Here is an 18,660-nt window from a genome sequence, read left to right as displayed (position 1 = left end):
TCCCGGCGCCGCGAAATCGCGCTAAGCGATTGATCTGAAAGGGTTTTTCCAGGCTGGCACGGGGTTTGCCCTTATGAGGGCATGACAGCACTTACCAGCCCATCTTTCGCACTGCGTCCGCAGCGCGACGGCCTGCGTCAAAAGCAGTTTTCCCTCTCGCGGTCCCGTGCCGCGGGTCATCCGCCGGCCGGCCTGGCCAGCGCCGGCGGTGCGGCACCGGACTGCGTCTTCAAGCGCTTTCCGGCAATCGGCGACACGCCTTCCGTCGACAAGCAACGGGGGTGAGTCGCACATGAAGCCCAACGATTTCTCCCAGCTCAACGTTCTCACCGAAGCGGATTTCTCCCGCCGCAGCCTGCTCCGTGAAGAACGCCACCCTAACTCGGTCACCGCGCCGCCGATCAACCGCGGCTCGATGACCCCCCGCCCCTGGCGCGGCTTCTGGAACAGCATCGGCACGGCCCTGCTGGTCAAGCTCGGCGCCGGCGGCAAGGCAGCGGCGGTTGCGTCGCGCGCACCGCAGGCCCCCCAGGCCTGGCAGAGCGCGGCCCAGCGGCGGCGCATGGCCTTCTTGGCGCTCACCGTGGTCAGCACGGTCATCGCCTCGACGCTGTTCGCCGGCGTGCAGCCCGACTACGACAATCTCTGGCTCCAATACAGCCAGATCGCCCTCTACGGCCTGCTCTCGGGCTGGGTGGTGACGGGCTTCGTGACCGCGCTGATGGGCTTCTATGTCTCGGTGCGCGGCGACAAGCACGCGCTGTCGGCCAAGCAAGTGGCCGACCATCCGATGAACCCGGAAGCACGCACGGCGATCATCATGCCGATCTGCAACGAAGACGTGGCCACGGTGTTCGCCGGCCTGCGCGCCACCTGCGAATCGGTGGCGGCAACCGGCCATGCGAGGCAGTTCGACGTCTTCGTGCTGTCCGACAGCTACACGCCCGAGGTCGCCGCCGCCGAGCGCGCCGCCTGGGAAGAGCTGCGCGCCGCGCTGGCCGACAGCCCGAACCAGCCGCAGGTCGAGGTCTACTACCGCCTGCGCAAGCGCCGCACCCACCGCAAGGCCGGCAATGTGGCCGACTTCTGCCGCCGCTGGGGCAAGGACTACCGCTACATGGTGGTGCTCGACGCCGACAGCGTGATGAGCGGCGACTGCCTGACCTCGATGGTCAAGCTGATGGAAGCCAACCCCAGCGCCGGCATCATCCAGACCGCGACGCAGGCCATCGGCCACGTCACGCTGCACGCCCGCGCCCAGCAGTTCGCCTCGCGCGTGACGGGCCGCCTGTTCACGCTGGGCATGCAGTTCTGGCAGCTCGGCGAGTCGCACTACTGGGGCCACAACGCGATCATCCGCGTCGAGCCCTTCATGGAGCACTGCGCGCTGGCGCCGATCAAGGGCACCGGCGGCATGTCGGGCGGCATCATGTCGCACGACTTCGTCGAGGCCGCGCTGATGCGCCGCGCCGGCTACCACGTGTGGCTGGTGGCCGACCTGGTCGGCAGCTACGAGCAACAGCCACCGGACCTGCTGGCCGAGCTGCAGCGCGACCGCCGCTGGTGCCAGGGCAACCTGCAGAACGCCCGCCTGATGGCCGAGCCCGGCCTGCACCCGGTGCATCGCGCGATGTTCATGACCGGCACCATGGCCTATGCATCCGCGCCGCTGTGGCTGGCCTTCCTGACGCTGGGCACCGCCCTGTGGCTCACCGGCTCGAGCGTGATGGCGCACTGGATGGTGATGCCGATGGAACTGGCCGGCCTGTGGCTGTGGACGCTGTGCCTCCTGTTCCTGCCGCGCATCCTGGGCATCGTGGCCGTGGTGATGCGCCGCGAGCAGCGCCAGTACGGCGGCGTCGGCGGCCTGCTCAAGAGCGCCGCGCTGGAAAGCGCGCTGGCCATCGTGCAGGCCCCCGTGCGCATGCTGGCCCACTCGTTGTTCGTGGTGGTGGCGCTCACCGGCATCAAGCTGGACTGGAAGTCGCCGCCGCGGGAAGCCGCTGCCGTGCCGTGGCGCATCGCCTTCACCCAGCTGGCGCCGATGACGCTGGTGATCGCCGTGCTGGCGGTGGGCATCGCGCTGATCGATGCCGGCGCGCTGGCCTGGCTGATGCCGGTGGGCCTGCCGCTGCTGCTGGCGATCCCGCTGACCGTGCTGACCAGCCAGATCGCGCTGGGCAATGCGATGCGCGACCGGGGCTTCCTGGTCATTCCGGAAGAGTCGCGTTCGCCGGCGGTGCTGCGCAGGGCGTGGATGCACGCGGTGCGGTTGGCACGCGCCTGACGGTTCGCCGCCCATGAAAAAGCCCGCTCATCGAGCGGGCTTTTTTCTTTCTCACTTGCCTTTCGGCGGAGGAAGCGAAGTCAGAATCGCGGCATGCCGCCGCCGCCTCCACCCATGCCGGGCAGGCCCTTCATGCCGCCCATGCGCTTCATCATCTTCATCAGGCCGCCGCCCTTCATCTTCTTCATCATCTGCTGCATCTGCTCGAACTCGTTGAGCAGCCGGTTCACCTCCTGAACCTGCACCCCCGCGCCGGCCGCGATGCGCCGCTTGCGCGTCGCCTTGAGCAGCTCCGGCTTGCGCCGCTCCAGCGGCGTCATGCTGTTGATGATGCCCTCCTTGCGCCGGATGTCGCGCTCGGCGCGGCTCATGTCGGCGTCGGTGGCCTTGGCGGCGAGCTGCGTCGGCAGCTTGTCCATGATGCTGGAGAGTCCGCCCATCTGCTTCATCTGCTGCAGCTGGCCGAGAAAGTCGTTGAGGTCGAAGCCGGCGCCGCTCTTGACCTTGGCCGCCAGCTTCTGCGCCGCCGCCACATCGACGCCGGCCGTGACCTGCTCGACCAGCGCGACGATGTCGCCCATGCCGAGGATGCGGCCGGCATGGCGCTCGGCATCAAACACCTCCAGGCCGTCGATCTTCTCGCTGACGCCGGCGAACTTGATCGGCACGCCCGTGACTTGGCGCACCGACAGCGCCGCGCCGCCGCGCGAATCGCCGTCGGTCTTGGTGAGGATGATGCCGGTGAGCGGCAGCGCTTCCTTGAAGGCCTTGGCGGTGTTGATCGCATCCTGGCCCTGCATCGCGTCGACCACGAACAGGGTCTCGACCGGGTTCAGCGCCGCGTGCAGCTGCTGGATCTCGTTCATCAGCACCTCGTCGATGGCGAGGCGGCCGGCGGTGTCGACCAGCAGCACGTCGAAGAAATGGCGCTTGGCGTGATCGAGCGCGGCGCGGGCGATGTCCAGCGGCTTCTGCTCCGGCGTGCTCGGGAACCACTCGGCGCCGGCCTGCTTCGTGACGGTCTTGAGCTGCTCGATGGCCGCCGGCCGGTAGACGTCGCCCGAGACGGTGAGCACCTTTTTCTTGCGCTTCTCGATGAGATGCTTGGCGAGCTTGGCGGTGGTGGTGGTCTTGCCGGCGCCCTGCAGGCCGGCCATCAGGATCACGGCGGGCGGCTGGGCCACCAGGTTGATGTCGACCACACCCTCGCCCATGGTGGCGGCGAGCTCGCGGTTGACGATGCCCACCAGCGCCTGGCCGGGCTTGAGCGAGCCCAGCACCTCCTGACCCATCGCCTTGTCCTTGACGCGGGCGACGAAATCGCGCACCACGGGCAGCGCGACGTCGGCCTCGAGCAAGGCCATGCGGACCTCGCGCAGCATGTCCTGCACATTGCTTTCGGTGATGCGGGCCTGGCCGCTGACCTGCTTGACGAGGCGTGAGAATTTTTCGGTGAGGGCGCTGGCCATGGTGCTTCCCGCGGGCGGGACCGGTAGGTGGGGAGTGGGGGCGCCTTCGCGAAGGATCACGCAAGAGCGAGACGCTAAACTCCGACCGATGATTTTAGCGATCCCCTCCCCACTCGGCGTGGCGCTGGGCATCGCCACCGCCGCCGCCTACGCCGCGACCGCTGCCGCGGCCTCCTGGCTCGGACGGCCTTCCACGCAATGGATGCTGGGTCTGGCCTGGGTGCTGCACGCGTGCGTGCTCGCCTGGTCGCTGGCCGGGGGCGATCCGCGCTTCGGCTTCGCTCCCGCCCTGTCCGTCACCGCCTGGCTGGTGATGACGGTCTACGCGATCGAGAGCCGCCTGTATCCGCAGCTCAAGGTGCGGCGCATGCTCGCGGGCCTGGGCGCGGCGGCCGTGCTGCTGGCGCTGGTCTTTCCGGGCACGCCGCTGCATGTGTCGGCCTCGCCCTGGCTGCCGCTGCACCTGGCACTGGGCATTGCCTCCTACGGCCTGTTCGGCGCGGCGGTGATTCACGCCTGGATCATGACCCGCGCCGAGAAGCAGATCCGGCTGGCGGCCGAGCCGCAGGCCGGCGTGCCTCTGCTCACCATGGAGCGCCTGACCTTCCGATTCGTGACCGCCGGCTTCGTGCTGCTGTCGGCCACCCTTCTTGCGGGCCTGCTGTTCAGCGAGCAGTTGTACGGTGCCAGCGCACGCAGCTGGAAATGGGACCACAAGACGGTGTTCTCGGTGCTGGCGTGGATCAGCTTCGCGGTGCTGCTGATCGGACGCGCGCGCTTCGGCTGGCGCGGGCGCACCGCAAGGCGAGTGCTCTACGCCGGCGCGGCCCTGTTGCTGCTGGCCTATGTGGGCTCGCGCTTCGTGCTCGAGGTGGTGCTGGGACGCGTGACATGAAATACCTGCTGGTCCTCGCGGTCATCCTGGTGGCGGTCTGGCTCTGGCGCAAGGCCCGGCGCGAAGAGCTGCAGTCGCGCACGCCGCCGCCGTCACCCCCGCCTGCACCGGGCGCCATCGCGCCGCCGCAAGCCATGCTGCGCTGCGCGCATTGCGGACTGCACCTGCCGGCCGCGGACGCGGTGCGCGGCACGGACGGTGCGGCCTACTGCAGTACGGCGCACCGCCAGGCCGCCACACGCTGAGTGGGCCACCACCGATGAGCACCTTCCTCTGGTCGCGTGCCGAGCCCGGGACCGACTGGACGCCGCTCGACCGGGCGGCCGGCCGCGAAAGCTCGGCCCTGCTGCGCCTGTGGCGCGGCTTCATGACCGCGCGCTGCTTCATCGCCGTCGTGCTGCTGCTGCTGCAGGCCATCGTCTTCGCGCTCGGGCAAGCCCCGCAGCCTATCGTGGTGGCGCTGACGGGCAGCTACCTGGTCGTCACCGTGCTGACCGCGCGCTACTCGCTTTTCCAGCCGCCGGTGCGGCGCTTCGGCACGGCCTGGCTATCCAGCATCGGCGTCGACCTGGTGGTCTTCAGCACGCTGCAACTGCTGCAGGTGGGCAGCATCAACTACACGCCGCTGTTCGCCTTGCCGGTGCTGATGGGGGCGGTACTGGGCACCGGCACCGTCGGGCTGGGCACCACCGCCATCGTCACGCTGCTGCTGCTGGCGCACGCCGGCTGGTACTGGCTGCAGCAGCAGGCCGAGCCCTCGGCGCGCTTCGTGCAGGCGGCGCTGACCGGCACCGGCCTGTTCGTGGTGGCGCTGCTGGCGCACGAGCTGGCGCGGCGGCTGATGCGCGAGGAGGCGCTGGCGCAGAGCAACCGCGGTGCGGCGCAGATGCATGCCCTGGTGAACGACCTGGTGATCGAGACGCTCAGCGAGGGCGTGCTGGTGGTCGACGCCCAGGGCCAGGTGCACGCGGCCAACCCGGCGGCCGACGCGATTCTCGGGCAGGGCCTGGCGCAGCTCGCGCTGCCCTTCGCCCTGGGCGCGAACCCCGCCTGGGCGCCGCTGGCAGCGATCGCGCGCAGCACCTTCGCGCGCCGCACATCGCAGGCGCGCGAGATCCCGATCGCGCAGACCCAGGGCGCGCCGCGCGAGGTGCGCGTGCGCACGCGCCTCACGCGCGCTGCCGAGCGCGGCATCGACAGCCTGTGCGTGATGTTCCTCCAGGACCTGCGCGAACTGGAGGCGCGCATCCGCACCGAGAAGCTGGCGGCCATGGGGCGCATGTCGGCGGCGGTCGCGCACGAGATCCGCAACCCCTTGGCCGCGATCACACAGGCCAGTGCGCTGCTGAGCGAGGACCTGGTCGATCCGGCCCACCGCCGACTGACGAACATGGTCCAGCAAAACGCCCAGCGCCTGGCGCGCATCGTCGACGACGTGCTCGACGTCGCCCGCGCCCGGCAGCAGCGCGTGCTGCCGATGGGCGAGCAGCTGGTGCTCGATCCGACCGTGCGCACGCTGGCCGAGGAATGGGTTCGGCAAACGCAGCGCCAGGGCGTGCTGCTGGTGCTGGAAGCCCCCGGCCGCGTGGTGCGCTTCGACATCGAGCACCTGCGGCGCATCCTCGTGAATCTGCTCGACAACGCCGCGCGCTACGCCGGCGCGCGCGAAGGCTCGATCCAGGTCACGACACGGCTGAATGCCGCCGGCCGCGCCAGCCTGCAGGTGTGGAGCGACGGCGCGCCGCTCGAGCCCGCGGTGCAGCGCCATCTGTTCGAGCCCTTCTTCTCGTCCGAGAGCCGCTCCAGCGGCCTCGGCCTCTACCTGTGCCGCGAGCTGTGCGAACGCCACGGCGCGACCATCGGCTACGAGCGCCGCACCCTCGCCGCAGGCGGGCCGGAGGGCAACGAATTCGCGATCGTCTTCATGCCGGGCGAAGGCGGGCTGACACAATAGCGCCGTGAGCAGCTCCAATCCGTCCGCACAGCGCCCTGCACAGATCCTGGTCGTCGATGACGAGCCCGACCTGCGCACGCTCTACGAGCTCACGCTGCTGCGCGAAGGCTACCGCGTCGAGGCAGCCGGCAGCGTGTCGGAGGCGCGCGAGCATCTGGACGCGGGCCGCTTCGATGCCGTGATCACCGACATGCGCCTGCCCGACGGGCTGGGCATGGAGATCCTGCAGCGCATCCAGCAGGAGCAGCGCAGCGAGCGCTGCGTGGTGATGACCGCCTACGGTTCGGCCGAGAACGCGGTCGAGGCCCTGAAGGCGGGCGCCTTCGACTACCTCACCAAGCCGGTGGACCTGAAGCAGTTCCGCACCGTCGTGGCCTCGGCGGTGCAGGCGCAGGCCGCGCCCGCGCGGCCGGTGCGCCAGGCGGAGGACAGCGGCAGCAAGCTCGCCGCGATCACCAGCAACGCCGGCATCGCGGCGCTCGAACGGCTGGTCGGCGGCTCCGAGCCGATGCGCCTGGTCAAGTCCCGCATCGCCAAGGTGGCGCGCGGCATGGCGCCGGTGCTGGTGCGCGGCGAGTCCGGCACCGGCAAGGAACTGGCGGCGCGCGCGGTGCATGCGTGCAGCCAGCGCAGCGACGGCCCCTTCGTCGCCGTCAACTGCGGCGCCATCCCCGAGAACCTGCTCGAGGCCGAGTTCTTCGGCGCCAGAAAAGGCTCGTACACCGGCTCCTCGCAGGACCGCGACGGCTATTTCCAGGCCGCGCGCGGCGGCACGCTCTTCCTCGACGAAATCGGCGACCTGCCGCTGGCGATGCAGTCCAAGCTGCTGCGCGCGATCCAGGAGCGCAGCGTGCGGCCGATCGGCTCGACCCAGGAAGACGCCGTCGACGTGCGCATCGTGAGCGCCACGCACAAGGATCTGCAGGCCGAGGTGCAGGCCGGCCGCTTCCGGCAGGACCTGTTCTATCGCCTGAACGTGATCGAGATCGCGGTGCCTGCGCTGCGCGAGCGCCGCGAGGATCTGCCGGCACTCTGCGAGGCCCTGCTGGCGCGCATTGCGCGCGACGCCGGCATGCCGATCCCCGCGCTGTCGGCCGAGGTGCTGCAGCGGCTGTCGCAGCATCCCTTGCACGGCAACGTGCGCGAGCTCGAGAACCTGCTGCACCGCGCCGTCGCCTTGAGCGATGGCGACGTGCTGCACATCGATGTCTCGAGCCCCGCGGCTCAACTCGAGCCGGCGGGCGCGCCGCCTGCCACGGCAACGCAGGCGCCGGCCGAGCCGCAGCAGCCTGCGCTTCCCGCGGCCAGGCCCGCCGCCGCGGTGCCGAGCGATCTGCAAAGCTATCTGGACCAGCAGGAGCGCGAGATCCTCGTTCGCGCGCTGCAGGAAAGCGGATTCAACCGCACCGCCGCCGCGGCGCGGCTGGGCCTGAGCCTGCGGCAGATCCGCTATCGCATCGCGCGCCTGGGCATCGCGACGCCGGGCGGCGACGACCCCCATGGCAACGGACCCGACGACTGACAACACCAGCGCTGTCCTCTGGCAGGACGGCTGGTACCGCTTCGCCCGGCCGCTGCGCTCGCCGAACTTCGGGCCGCGGCCTGCCGGTGCGCAGATCGACCTGATCGTGCTGCATTCCATCAGCCTGCCGCCGGGCCGCTATGGCGGCGACGAGGTGCAGCAGCTCTTCATGAACCAGTTGGACTGGGACGCGCATCCCTACTTCGGCACCATCCGCGGCCTCGAGGTCTCGGCCCATTTCTATGTGCGACGCAACGGCGAGCTCTGGCAGTTCGTGAGCTGCGACGACCGCGCCTGGCATGCCGGCCCATCGTCCTGGCGCGGCCGCGCCAACTGCAACGACGATTCGATCGGCATCGAGCTCGAAGGCCTGGAGGGCGAGCATTTCGAGCTTGCGCAATACGAAACCCTGGCCAGTCTCTGCCCGGCCATCGCGCAGCGCTACGCGATCGCCTTCATCGCCGGCCACGAGCACATTGCGCCGGGCCGCAAGGCCGATCCCGGCAGCGGCTTCAACTGGCCGTTGCTGCAACAGCAGCTGGCATGGGCGCCCGCGATGTTCCCGGACACAACTGTTGCCCCCTGATTTTTTTCAATCGTCGCTGCGGCACTGATGCGCCGGCGCCACGGTCGAGCCATCGCCGCTTTTGCTTTCGCCCCGCGCAGCAACCATGCGCCTTTCAGGCCCAAAAACGCGCGCAAGGCGCATGAACAGCGGCGCCCGCTAAGGTGGCTCAGTAACGACGCGGCAAACCCGCCGATCGCAAGGCGTCCACAGGGGATGGATACCGTTGAACTACAAGGAAAACACTATATCTAGTGGGTTGAACCCCCCTTGGACCCCAGATATAGTGTGCCCTGCCCCGTGCTTCATGCCGAGCAACCGGCCCGATGCGGCACCGCCGCCCCAACAAGAATTGCCAACAGAGGATCGAATGCAAACTGCCCTGAACCATCCCGCCACCTCCCGCGCCGTAACCTCGACGCCGCAACACCCCAGCGACAAGGCCGGCTCGCCCGCCGGCAACGCGCTCGCCAACTACCAGATCATCCGCCGCAACGGCGCTGTCGTTCCCTTCGAGCCCAACAAGATCGCGATCGCGATGATGAAGGCCTTCCTCGCGGTGCACGGCACGCAGGGCGCGGCCTCCGCCAGCGTGCGCGAGACGGTCGACACCCTGACCCAGGGCGTGGTGCGCGCCATGCTGCGCTCGCGTCCGGGCGGCGGCACCTTCCACATCGAGGACGTGCAGGATCAGGTCGAGCTGGGCCTGATGCGCGGCGGCCACCACGAGATCGCGCGCGCCTACGTGCTGTACCGCGAGCGCCGCTCACAGGAGCGCTCCAAGCAGGGCGAGCAGGACTCCCCGATCGCCGTCTCCACGCTGCATGTGCTCGACCGCGGCGAGCGCGTCGCTCTGGACCTCAACGAGCTCAAGGGCCTGATCGAATCCGCCTGCGCCGGCCTGGGCGAGAGCATCACGGCCGGCCCGATCGTGGCCGAGACCATGCGCAACCTCTACGACGGCGTGCCGCTGGACGAGGTCTACAAGGCCTCGATCCTGGCCGCCCGCACGCTGATCGAGAAGGACCCCGACTACACCTTCGCCACCGCACGCCTGCTGCTGCACACGATCTTCAAGGAAGTCATCGGCCGCGAAGTGCCGGCCGCCGAGCGCGCCCAGGCCTACGCCGACAGCTTCCCGCTGTTCATCAAGAAGGGCGTGGACAACGAGCTGCTCGACGAGAAGCTGCAGCAGTACGACTTGGCCCGCCTGGGCGCCGCGCTCAAGCCCGAGCGCGATCTGCAGTTCGACTACCTCGGCCTGCAGACCCTGTACGACCGCTACTTCCTGCACGTGCGCAAGACCCGCATCGAGCTGCCGCAGGCCTTCTTCATGCGCGTGGCCATGGGCCTGGCGCTGAACGAGATCGATCGCGAGGCGCGCGCCATCGAGTTCTACGAGGTGCTGTCCTCCTTCGACTTCATGTCCAGCACGCCCACCCTGTTCAACAGCGGCACGCTGCGCTCGCAGCTCTCCAGCTGCTACCTGACCACCGTGCCCGACGACCTGGACGGCATCTACGAGTCGATCAAGGAAAACGCCCTGCTCTCCAAGTTCGCCGGCGGCCTGGGCAACGACTGGACCCGCGTGCGCGCGCTGGGCAGCCACATCAAGGGCACCAACGGCGAGTCGCAGGGCGTGGTGCCCTTCCTCAAGGTGGTGAACGACACCGCGGTCGCGGTCAACCAGGGCGGCAAGCGCAAGGGCGCGGTCTGCACTTACCTGGAAAGCTGGCACCTCGACATCGAGGAGTTCCTGGAGCTGCGCAAGAACACCGGCGACGACCGCCGCCGCACGCACGACATGAACACGGCCAACTGGATTCCCGACCTGTTCATGCGCCGCGTGATGGAAAAGGGCAACTGGACGCTGTTCTCGCCCTCCAGCGTGCCGGACCTGCACGACAAGTTCGGAGCCGACTTCGAGACCGCCTACGTCGCCTATGAAGAGAAGGCCGCGCGCGGCGAGATCAAGCCCAGCCGCACGCTCCAGGCCACCGATCTCTGGCGCAAGATGCTCACGATGCTGTTCGAGACCGGCCATCCCTGGATCACCTTCAAGGACGCCTGCAACGTGCGCTCGCCCCAGCAGCACGTCGGCGTGGTCCACTCGTCCAACCTCTGCACCGAGATCACGCTCAACACCAGCGACACCGAGACCGCCGTCTGCAACCTGGGCTCGGTCAACCTGCTGCAGCATCTGAAGGACGGCAAGGTCGACCAGGAGAAGCTGCAGCGCACCGTGTCGACCGCGATGCGCATGCTCGACAACGTGATCGACATCAACTACTACGCCGTCAAGAAGGCGCGCGACTCCAACCTGCGCCACCGCCCGGTCGGCCTGGGCCTGATGGGCTTCCAGGACGCGCTGTACGAGCTGCGCATCCCCTACGCCTCGCAAGAGGCCGTGCAGTTCGCCGACGAATCGATGGAAGCGATCTGCTACCACGCCTACTGGGCCTCGACCGAGCTGGCCCGCGAGCGCGGCCGCTACTCGAGCTACAAGGGCTCGCTGTGGGACAAGGGCGTGCTGCCGCCCGACACGCTGGATCTGCTCGAGAAGGCGCGCGGCGGCTACGTCGAGCTGGACCGCTCGGCCACGCTGGACTGGGACGCGCTGCGCCAGAAGATCAAGGCCGACGGCATGCGCAATTCCAACTGCGTGGCCATCGCGCCGACCGCCACCATCTCCAACATCATCGGCGTGGACGCCTCGATCGAGCCCTGCTTCGGCAACCTCTCGGTCAAGTCGAACCTCTCCGGCGAGTTCACCGTCATCAACCACTACCTGGTGCGCGACCTCAAGCGCCTGGGCCTGTGGGACGACGTGATGGTGATGGACCTCAAGCACTTCGACGGCTCGCTGCGCCCGATCGACCGCGTGCCGCAGGACGTGAAGGCGCTCTACGCGACCGCATTCGAGATCGAAACCACCTGGCTGGTCGAGGCCGCCGCGCGTCGCCAGAAGTGGATCGACCAGGCGCAGTCGCTGAACATCTACATGGCCGGCGCCTCGGGCAAGAAGCTCGACGACACCTACAAGCTCGCATGGCTGCGCGGGCTGAAGACCACCTACTACCTGCGCACGCAGAGCGCCACGCACGCCGAGAAGTCGACCGTGCAATCGGGCCGGCTCAACGCGGTGTCCTCGGGTTCGAACGATGCATCTTCGTCGGGCATGAGCGCGCTCGAAGCGGCCGCGGCGGCTGCGCGCGCGCAGCTCGGCGCGATGCCTGCGACCGACATCGCCTTCTGCGGCGTCGACGATCCGACGTGCGAAGCGTGCCAGTGATGTCGGCGTGAAGACGCATCGATTCGCGGCATCGCCCGACAAACTGCGATGCATGCGAACAACATAACGGCAACATAAACAGAGCGCGATGTGAAGAGCACTTTGCAACTCACATCGTTGCTCACATAATTTGAGCATTGGATTTTTCTATGTTGACCTGGGACGAAGAAGTCAAGCCCTCCTTGCCAAAGGATCTGCAACAAGGCATGCGGCAACCATCGATCAGCGACGCGCAAGCCAGCCGCTCGCTGGAGCACCCGACTTCGCAAACAGCGCCCACCCTCGCTTCGGTTCCCCGCACGCTCGATGACGGCGCCGTGCCGCGCGCTGCACAGCAGGCCGCGCCCGCGCAGCCGGCCGCACGCCGCGTGAAGGCCGCCGACAAGCGCATCATCAACGGCCAGACCGACGTCAATCAGCTGGTTCCGTTCAAGTACAAGTGGGCCTGGGAGAAGTACCTCGCCACCTGCGCCAACCACTGGATGCCGCAGGAAGTGAACATGACGCGCGATATCGCGCTCTGGAAAGACCCGAACGGCCTGACCGAGGACGAGCGCCGCATCGTCAAGCGCAACCTCGGCTTCTTCGTGACGGCCGATTCGCTGGCCGCCAACAACATCGTGCTGGGCACCTACCGCCACATCACGGCGCCCGAATGCCGCCAGTTCCTGCTGCGCCAGGCTTTCGAGGAAGCGATCCACACGCACGCCTACCAGTACATCGTCGAGTCGCTGGGCCTGGACGAGAGCGAGATCTTCAACGCCTACAACGAGGTGCCGTCGATCCGCGAGAAGGACCAGTTCCTGATCCCCTTCATCGACGCCATCAGCGACCCGAACTTCCACACCGGCACGCACGAGAACGACCAGACGCTGCTCAAGTCGCTGATCGTCTTCGCCTGCCTGATGGAAGGCCTGTTCTTCTACGTCGGCTTCACGCAGATCCTCGCGCTGGGCCGCCAGAACAAGATGACCGGTGCTGCCGAGCAGTACCAATACATCCTGCGCGACGAGTCGATGCACTGCAATTTCGGCATCGACCTGATCAACCAGCTGAAGCTCGAGAACCCCCACCTCTGGACCGCGGAGTTCAAGGCGGAGATCAAGGCCCTCTTCCTGAAGGCCGTCGAGCTCGAGTACCGCTATGCCGAAGACACCATGCCCCGCGGCGTGCTCGGCATGAACGCCTCCATGTTCAAGGGCTACCTGCGCTACATCGCCAACCGGCGCGCGCAGCAGATCGGCCTGGAAACGCTCTTCCCGAACGAGGAAAATCCCTTCCCCTGGATGAGCGAGATGATTGACCTGAAGAAGGAGCGCAACTTCTTCGAGACCCGCGTGATCGAGTATCAGTCGGGTGGTGCGCTCTCCTGGGATTGAATTGTTCCGACAAGAAAAGTGAATTCAAGAATAGCCCTCATCACGACCAAGCACCGGAGAGTGCGGCGGCGGTGAAGGCGCAGGTGTTCATGGCGCTGGAGCTCGATCCAACGCCATGAATCGCTTCACGCTACCAACATGCGTGGAGTGCTTCAAAAGGTTGATTTTTTCAACTTGATCAAGGAGAAAAGAGAAATGGCAACTGCAAAGAAAGCGCCGGCTAAGAAAGCCGCAGCAAAGAAGGCTCCGGCCAAAAAGGTCGCTGCTGCCAAGAAGGCACCGGCCAAGAAGGTCGCAGCGAAGAAGGCTCCTGCCAAGAAGGTAGCGGCCAAGAAGGCGCCGGCGAAGAAGGCCGCAGCGAAGAAGGCTCCTGCCAAGAAGGTAGCGGCCAAGAAGGCGCCGGCGAAGAAGGCCGCTGCCAAGAAGGCTCCTGCCAAGAAGGCAGCAGCCAAGAAGGCGCCGGCGAAGAAGGCCGCTGCCAAGAAGGCTCCTGCGAAAAAGGCGCCGGCGAAAAAGGCCGCGGCCAAGAAGCCCGCCGCCAAGAAAGCAGCGAAGAAGCCTGCTGCCAAGAAGGCCGCGAAAGCGCCCGCCGCTGCTGCGCCTGCGCCTGCAGCGCAAACGACGCTGAACCCCCAGGCAGCCTGGCCGTTCCCGACGGCCAGCAAGCCCTGAGTCGCTCAGCAGCCTTGAAGGCAAAAGCCCGGCACTTCGGTGCCGGGCTTTTTTTATTGCGGACTGGAGTTCAGAGGCCGAGCGCCTGGCGATCCACCTGGTAGTTCTGCGGGCCCCGCTGCGCGATCTTGAGCGCACCGAGGCGGTTGCCCAGGGCGGCACAGCGCGCGAGCGCCCAGCCTTGCTCCAGCCCGTACAGCAGGGCACCGCGCCAGGCGTCGCCGCAGCCCGTGGGCTCGATCACCGCGGTGGGCTTGACGGCCAGCACATGCTCGCGCTCGCCCCGGATCCACACCTCGCAGCCCTCGGCCGCGAGGGTGATGACCAGGCCCTGCACGCGATCGGAGATCTCGGCGAAGCTCCAGCCCGTGCGCTGCGAGAGCATCTTGCCCTCGTAGTCGTTGACGACGACCCAACTCGCCAGCTCCACGAAATGCCGCAGCTCCTCGCCGTCGAACATCGGCAGGCCCTGGCCGGGATCGAAGACGAAGGGGATGTTCGCCGCCTTGAACTGTTCGGCGTGCTGCAGCATCGCCTCGCGCCCGTCGGGCGCCACGATGCCGAGCCGGATGTCGTCGCGCGCCGTCACGCGCGTGATGTGCGCCTGCTGCATCGCGCCGGGGTGGAAGGCCGTGATCTGGTTGTTGTCGCGGTCGTTCATGATCATCGCCTGCGCGGTGAAGCTGTCGTCGACCTGCCGCACGAATTCCGTGCTGATGCCGAGCGAGCGCAGCCGCTCCAGGTAGTCGCCGCCGTCGCTGCCGACCGTGGCCATCGGCAGCGCCCGGCCGCCCAGCGCGTTGAGGCTGTAGGCGATGTTGCCGGCACAGCCCCCGAAATCGCGCCGCAGGCCAGGGACCAGAAAGGACACGTTGAGGATGTGCAGCTGATCAGGAAGGATCTGATCGGCGAACCGGCCCTCGAAAGTCATGATCGTGTCGAACGCGAGAGAACCGCAAATCACTGCTGCCATGAATGAACCACTGGTTGGTTTGAGAAAGAAAAAGAGGCGCTGGCTTCAGGGATAGAAGGCCAGCAGATGGAACCCGGCGACCGGCGGCAGCGCCGCAGCCTCGGGGCCGCCGAGCGCCAACGGCAGCGATGCAGCGCGCTCGGCACGGGCCGGCAGCACGGAGGGCGCGCCGAACTCCGACGGCATGAGCACGCGCCGCACCACGGCGCGCTCCTGCGTGTCGAGCAGGGACAACTCGACGGCCGGCATCGCGAGCGGCACGGGCGCGGCATTGCGCAAGGTGAAGTTCAGCCTGTAGGCGTCGCCGACCTTCTCGCGCGCGAAGGAGGCGCCGTCGATCGTGATGTCGCCGATCTGCCGCAGGGCCGAGAGCTCGCAGCCCGTCAGCCCGCACACGGCCGCGAGCACCGGGCGCATCGAGGGCTGGCGCGCCGCGATCAGGTCGCGCTCCTGGTGCAGCACCTGCACGACCAGGAGGACCGCAGCCAGTGCGGCCACCCCGACCAGCGCACGTCGCACGCCGACGCGCTCCCAGAATGCAGCGCCCTCGGCGGCAGTAACGAAGCGGGGCAGGCGCCGCGGGATGTCGGGCACGGGTTCGTGCTCGCTGGCCGCGAGCACGACGGGGGCCGACTCGCGCGCAGCGCGCTCTTCGCCGCGGGCCTTGGCTCGGGCGATCTTGGCGGACTTGGCACGCGCGCGCCGCAAGGCCTTCTGCAGCTGCACGTTGGCAGCGTCGTCTTCGGCCGTGATCGCCGGTGCAGCCTTCGTCTCGAGCCGCGCCGGCTCCGCTCGCCGCGCCTCGCGACCGATGGGTGGCGAGGCCGGCAGGCTCAGGTCGATATTCGGGAAGGGCGGCAAGGAAGGGTACGGCGGCACCACATGCGGATCCGCCTCGACCATCGACGCAGAAGTCTCGGGCCAGGGCTCGTCGGTGACGACGCCGGCAAAAGGCAGCGGATCGGACTTCGCCCGCGCTTTGGGTTTCCTGGGGGCTTCGGGTGGCAGCGGCTCGGCGACCCGTGGCTCGGCGATCTGCGGTTCGGCTGGCGGCGGCTCGGTCTCGTGCTCGTCGTCGAGGAAGTCCGTCTCATCCACGTCGTGCAACGAGTCTTCCGAAGGCAGCGCGACCTCCTCCTGCTCGGGCATGGTGGGGGACGGCGCGCTCGCTGGCGTTTCGATCGGCGCCGCGGGCGCCCTGGACTCCGGCGCCGGCTCGGGCGTCTCCTGCAGCGCAAGGGTCGCATCGAAGACTTCGCTGCAGCGCCCGCAGCGCACCCAGCCATCGGAGATGCGAAGCTGGTCCCTCACCACCTTGAAGGTGGTGCCGCAGGCGGGGCAGCGGGTGACCAGGCTCATGAGGCGCCGATTGTAGGGTTGCGACCTCCGGCAGGAGGAGGGTCTAGACCCGCGCGGTCATCAGGATCCAACCGTCCTCGGCGTCGCTGACCTCCAGCGCCGCATAGGGCGCATAGGCCAGCTTCAGCTCATCGGCCTGGCGCTGGAGGATGCCGGCCAGCACGAGCGAGCCGCCGGGCGCCACGTGCTCGCACAACAGGGGCGCCAGCACCTTGAGCGGGGTGGCGAGGATATTCGCCAGCACGATGTCGTAGCGGCCCTGGGCGAGTTCGCTCAGCCCGGCCTTCAGCTGGACACGATTGGCCTCGGCGTTGAGGCGGGTCGCGTCGACCGCGGCTTCGTCGATGTCGACGGCATCGATCTCCGCGGCGCCGAACTTGGCCGCGCCGATCGCCAGGATGCCGGAGCCGCAGCCGTAGTCCAGCACACGCTTGCCGGCCGTCTTCGCGCCCGACGCGATCCAGCGCAGGCACATGCGCGTGGTCGGGTGCGTGCCGGTGCCGAAGGCCAGGCCCGGATCCAGCCGAATCACCTGCTGCGCCCCGGCCGGGGGCTCATGCCAGGTGGGCACGATCCAGAACTCCGGCGTGATCTCGACCGGCGCGAACTGCGATTGGGTGAGCCGCACCCAGTCCTGCTCGGGCACGTCCACCAGGCCCTGCAGCTGGCAGCCGTCGAAGAAGTCCTGCGCCGCCAATACCGTCGCAGCCTCGCGCGCCTGCGCCTCGTCGGCGAACAGGGCAATCACGCGGGAGCGCTGCCAACCCTCTTTCGGCGGCGGCATGCCCGGCTCGCCGAAGAGCGCCTGCTCGGCGTCGGTCTGAGCGTCGGCGTCCTCGACCGAGACGCTCAGCGCATCCAGGGCCTCGAGCGCGTCGCTGACGGTCTCGACGCGGTCCTCCGGAACGAGCAGGCGGAGTTCGAACATGGGGCAGCCCCGTTCAGCGTTTGTGGGCCGCGAGCCACTCTTCGAGGTAGTGGATGTTGGTGCCGCCACTCATGAACTTGGCGTCGACCATCAGCTCGCGGTGCAGCGGGATGTTGGTCTGGATGCCCTCCACCACCGTCTCGCTGAGCGCCGTTCGCATGCGCGCGAGCGCCTGCTCGCGGGTGTCGCCATGCACGATGATCTTGCCGACCATCGAGTCGTAGTTGGGCGGCACGAAGTAGTTGGTATAGATGTGGGAATCCACCCGCACGCCCGGCCCGCCCGGCGGATGCCACATCGTGATGCGGCCCGGCGACGGCGTGAACTTGTACGGATCCTCGGCGTTGATGCGGCACTCGATCGCATGGCCGCGCATCTCGATCTGGCGCTGCGTGAACGGCAGCCGCTCGCCGGCCGCCACCATGATCTGCGTCTTCACGATGTCGATGCCGGTGGTGAACTCGGTGACAGGGTGCTCCACCTGCACGCGCGTGTTCATCTCGATGAAGTAGAACTCGCCGTTCTCATAGAGAAACTCGAAGGTGCCGGCGCCGCGGTAGCCGATCTTCTTGCATGCCATGGCGCAGCGCTCGCCGATCTTCTCGATCAGCTTGCGCGGGATGCCCGGCGCGGGCGATTCCTCGATCACCTTCTGGTGGCGCCGCTGCATGGAGCAGTCGCGCTCGCCCAGGTAGACCGCGTTCTTGTGCTTGTCGGCCAGCACCTGGATCTCGATGTGGCGCGGGTTCTGGAGAAACTTCTCCATGTAGACCGAGGGATTGTTGAAGGCCGCCGCGGCCTCCGCCTTGGTCATCTGGATCGCGTTGACCAGCGCTGCCTCGGTGTGCACCACGCGCATGCCGCGGCCGCCGCCACCGCCTGCCGCCTTGATGATGACCGGGTAGCCGATGGCGCGCGCGATGCGCTTGTTGATGGCGGCGTCGTCGGACAGTTCGCCCTCCGAGCCGGGCACGCAGGGCACGCCGGCCTTGATCATGGCCTGCTTGGCCGACACCTTGTCGCCCATGATCCGGATCGACTCGGGGCTGGGGCCGATGAACTGGAAGCCGCTCTGCTCGACGCGCTCGGCGAAGTTGGCGTTTTCGCTCAGGAAGCCGTAGCCGGGATGGATGGCCTCGGAGTCCGTCACTTCGGCGGCCGAGATGATCGCCGGCATGTTCAGGTAGCTCTGGGAAGACGGCGCCGGGCCGATGCACACCGCCTCTTCGGCCAGCTTCACGTACTTGGCTTCCCGATCGGCCTCGGAATAGACCATGACGGCCTTGATGCCCAGTTCACTGCAAGCCCGCTGGATACGAAGTGCAATCTCCCCGCGATTGGCAACGAGAATCTTCTTGAACATGG

At 67.9% G+C, this 18,660-nt stretch carries 15 protein-coding genes; 10 read left to right on the top strand and 5 right to left on the bottom strand.

Annotated features, from left to right (window positions below; genetic code table 11):
* Nucleotides 1-81: 81 nt before the first annotated feature.
* The gene (locus tag GXN78_RS18085) at nt 82-285 is read left to right on the top strand and encodes a hypothetical protein (protein WP_106554913.1); all 204 of its coding nucleotides are present in this window, start codon (nt 82-84) and stop codon (nt 283-285) included.
* Nucleotides 286-292: 7 nt separating this feature from the next.
* Nucleotides 293-2,287 (top strand): glucans biosynthesis glucosyltransferase MdoH, encoded by a 1,995-nt coding sequence (gene mdoH / locus GXN78_RS18080; protein WP_106554914.1) that lies wholly within the window; start codon nt 293-295, stop codon nt 2,285-2,287.
* Between the two features lie 80 nt (nt 2,288-2,367).
* Here the strand turns inward: mdoH and ffh are convergent, their stop codons facing one another.
* Nucleotides 2,368-3,756 carry a signal recognition particle protein gene (ffh, locus tag GXN78_RS18075; RefSeq protein WP_106554915.1) on the bottom strand — a complete coding sequence of 463 codons (1,389 nt, stop codon included), beginning with the start codon at nt 3,754-3,756 and terminating at the stop codon, nt 2,368-2,370.
* Nucleotides 3,757-3,844: 88 nt separating this feature from the next.
* On the opposite strand from ffh, the gene ccsA reads away from it, so the two are divergent.
* The 8 genes from ccsA (at nt 3,845) to GXN78_RS18035 (ending at nt 14,035) form a co-directional block, all read left to right on the top strand.
* A complete protein-coding gene (gene ccsA / locus GXN78_RS18070) occupies nt 3,845-4,651 on the top strand; it encodes a cytochrome c biogenesis protein CcsA (RefSeq protein WP_106554916.1) in 807 nt (268 codons plus the stop codon).
* On the top strand, nt 4,648-4,896 hold the full coding sequence (locus GXN78_RS18065) for a PP0621 family protein (protein WP_106554917.1): 249 nt from the start codon (nt 4,648-4,650) through the stop codon (nt 4,894-4,896). Before ccsA ends, GXN78_RS18065 begins: the two co-directional genes overlap by 4 nt.
* 14 nt (nt 4,897-4,910) lie before the next feature.
* Complete coding sequence (locus tag GXN78_RS18060; RefSeq protein WP_106554918.1) at nt 4,911-6,605, top strand: ATP-binding protein; 1,695 nt, start codon at nt 4,911-4,913, stop codon at nt 6,603-6,605.
* 4 nt (nt 6,606-6,609) lie between these two features.
* Nucleotides 6,610-8,127, top strand: a complete 1,518-nt coding sequence (locus GXN78_RS18055; protein ID WP_106554919.1) for a sigma-54 dependent transcriptional regulator — start codon at nt 6,610-6,612, stop codon at nt 8,125-8,127.
* A complete protein-coding gene (ampD, locus tag GXN78_RS18050) occupies nt 8,105-8,713 on the top strand; it encodes a 1,6-anhydro-N-acetylmuramyl-L-alanine amidase AmpD (RefSeq protein ID WP_106554920.1) in 609 nt (202 codons plus the stop codon). The genes GXN78_RS18055 and ampD overlap by 23 nt, the downstream gene beginning before the upstream one ends.
* A 349-nt stretch (nt 8,714-9,062) precedes the next feature.
* Entirely contained in the window at nt 9,063-11,984 is a 2,922-nt protein-coding gene (locus GXN78_RS18045) for a ribonucleoside-diphosphate reductase subunit alpha (RefSeq protein WP_106554921.1), read from the top strand.
* Between the two features lie 149 nt (nt 11,985-12,133).
* Nucleotides 12,134-13,363 carry a ribonucleotide-diphosphate reductase subunit beta gene (locus GXN78_RS18040; protein ID WP_106554922.1) on the top strand — a complete coding sequence of 410 codons (1,230 nt, stop codon included), beginning with the start codon at nt 12,134-12,136 and terminating at the stop codon, nt 13,361-13,363.
* Nucleotides 13,364-13,558: 195 nt separating this feature from the next.
* Nucleotides 13,559-14,035: a histone H1-like DNA-binding protein gene (locus tag GXN78_RS18035; protein WP_102905180.1), complete on the top strand. Its 477-nt coding sequence runs from the start codon at nt 13,559-13,561 to the stop codon at nt 14,033-14,035.
* 70 nt (nt 14,036-14,105) lie between these two features.
* Here GXN78_RS18035 and GXN78_RS18030 read toward each other — a convergent pair whose 3' ends face one another.
* The 4 genes from GXN78_RS18030 to accC are packed head-to-tail and all read right to left on the bottom strand — an operon-like array spanning nt 14,106 to nt 18,658.
* Nucleotides 14,106-15,008, bottom strand: a complete 903-nt coding sequence (locus GXN78_RS18030) for a carbohydrate kinase family protein (protein ID WP_106554923.1) — start codon at nt 15,006-15,008, stop codon at nt 14,106-14,108.
* A 45-nt stretch (nt 15,009-15,053) separates the two neighbouring features.
* Complete coding sequence (locus tag GXN78_RS18025; RefSeq protein WP_106554924.1) at nt 15,054-16,367, bottom strand: DUF3426 domain-containing protein; 1,314 nt, start codon at nt 16,365-16,367, stop codon at nt 15,054-15,056.
* A 43-nt stretch (nt 16,368-16,410) separates the two neighbouring features.
* Complete coding sequence (prmA, locus tag GXN78_RS18020; protein ID WP_106554925.1) at nt 16,411-17,295, bottom strand: 50S ribosomal protein L11 methyltransferase; 885 nt, start codon at nt 17,293-17,295, stop codon at nt 16,411-16,413.
* A 13-nt stretch (nt 17,296-17,308) separates the two neighbouring features.
* Nucleotides 17,309-18,658 (bottom strand): acetyl-CoA carboxylase biotin carboxylase subunit, encoded by a 1,350-nt coding sequence (gene accC, locus GXN78_RS18015; protein WP_106554926.1) that lies wholly within the window; start codon nt 18,656-18,658, stop codon nt 17,309-17,311.
* Between the last annotated feature and the right edge of the window lie 2 nt (nt 18,659-18,660).

The organism is Variovorax sp. WS11 (genome assembly GCF_010499245.1).
GTDB lineage: Bacteria > Pseudomonadota > Gammaproteobacteria > Burkholderiales > Burkholderiaceae_C > Variovorax.
The sequence above is the reverse complement of the archived record's forward strand: the minus strand, read 5'-3'. Positions and strand labels throughout refer to the sequence as shown.

Excerpts from the sequence above, each read along its gene's own strand:
- mdoH (WP_106554914.1), top strand. The coding sequence starts at position 293 with ATGAAGCCCAACGATTTCTCCCAGCTCAACGTTCTCACCGAAGCGGAT.
- accC (WP_106554926.1), bottom strand. The coding sequence starts at position 18,658 with ATGTTCAAGAAGATTCTCGTTGCCAATCGCGGGGAGATTGCACTTCGT.
- GXN78_RS18040 (WP_106554922.1), top strand. The coding sequence starts at position 12,134 with ATGTTGACCTGGGACGAAGAAGTCAAGCCCTCCTTGCCAAAGGATCTG.
- GXN78_RS18030 (WP_106554923.1), bottom strand. The coding sequence starts at position 15,008 with ATGGCAGCAGTGATTTGCGGTTCTCTCGCGTTCGACACGATCATGACT.
- GXN78_RS18085 (WP_106554913.1), top strand. The coding sequence starts at position 82 with ATGACAGCACTTACCAGCCCATCTTTCGCACTGCGTCCGCAGCGCGAC.
- prmA (WP_106554925.1), bottom strand. The coding sequence starts at position 17,295 with ATGTTCGAACTCCGCCTGCTCGTTCCGGAGGACCGCGTCGAGACCGTC.
- GXN78_RS18065 (WP_106554917.1), top strand. The coding sequence starts at position 4,648 with ATGAAATACCTGCTGGTCCTCGCGGTCATCCTGGTGGCGGTCTGGCTC.
- ampD (WP_106554920.1), top strand. The coding sequence starts at position 8,105 with ATGGCAACGGACCCGACGACTGACAACACCAGCGCTGTCCTCTGGCAG.
- GXN78_RS18045 (WP_106554921.1), top strand. The coding sequence starts at position 9,063 with ATGCAAACTGCCCTGAACCATCCCGCCACCTCCCGCGCCGTAACCTCG.
- ccsA (WP_106554916.1), top strand. The coding sequence starts at position 3,845 with ATGATTTTAGCGATCCCCTCCCCACTCGGCGTGGCGCTGGGCATCGCC.
- ffh (WP_106554915.1), bottom strand. The coding sequence starts at position 3,756 with ATGGCCAGCGCCCTCACCGAAAAATTCTCACGCCTCGTCAAGCAGGTC.
- GXN78_RS18060 (WP_106554918.1), top strand. The coding sequence starts at position 4,911 with ATGAGCACCTTCCTCTGGTCGCGTGCCGAGCCCGGGACCGACTGGACG.
- GXN78_RS18035 (WP_102905180.1), top strand. The coding sequence starts at position 13,559 with ATGGCAACTGCAAAGAAAGCGCCGGCTAAGAAAGCCGCAGCAAAGAAG.
- GXN78_RS18025 (WP_106554924.1), bottom strand. The coding sequence starts at position 16,367 with ATGAGCCTGGTCACCCGCTGCCCCGCCTGCGGCACCACCTTCAAGGTG.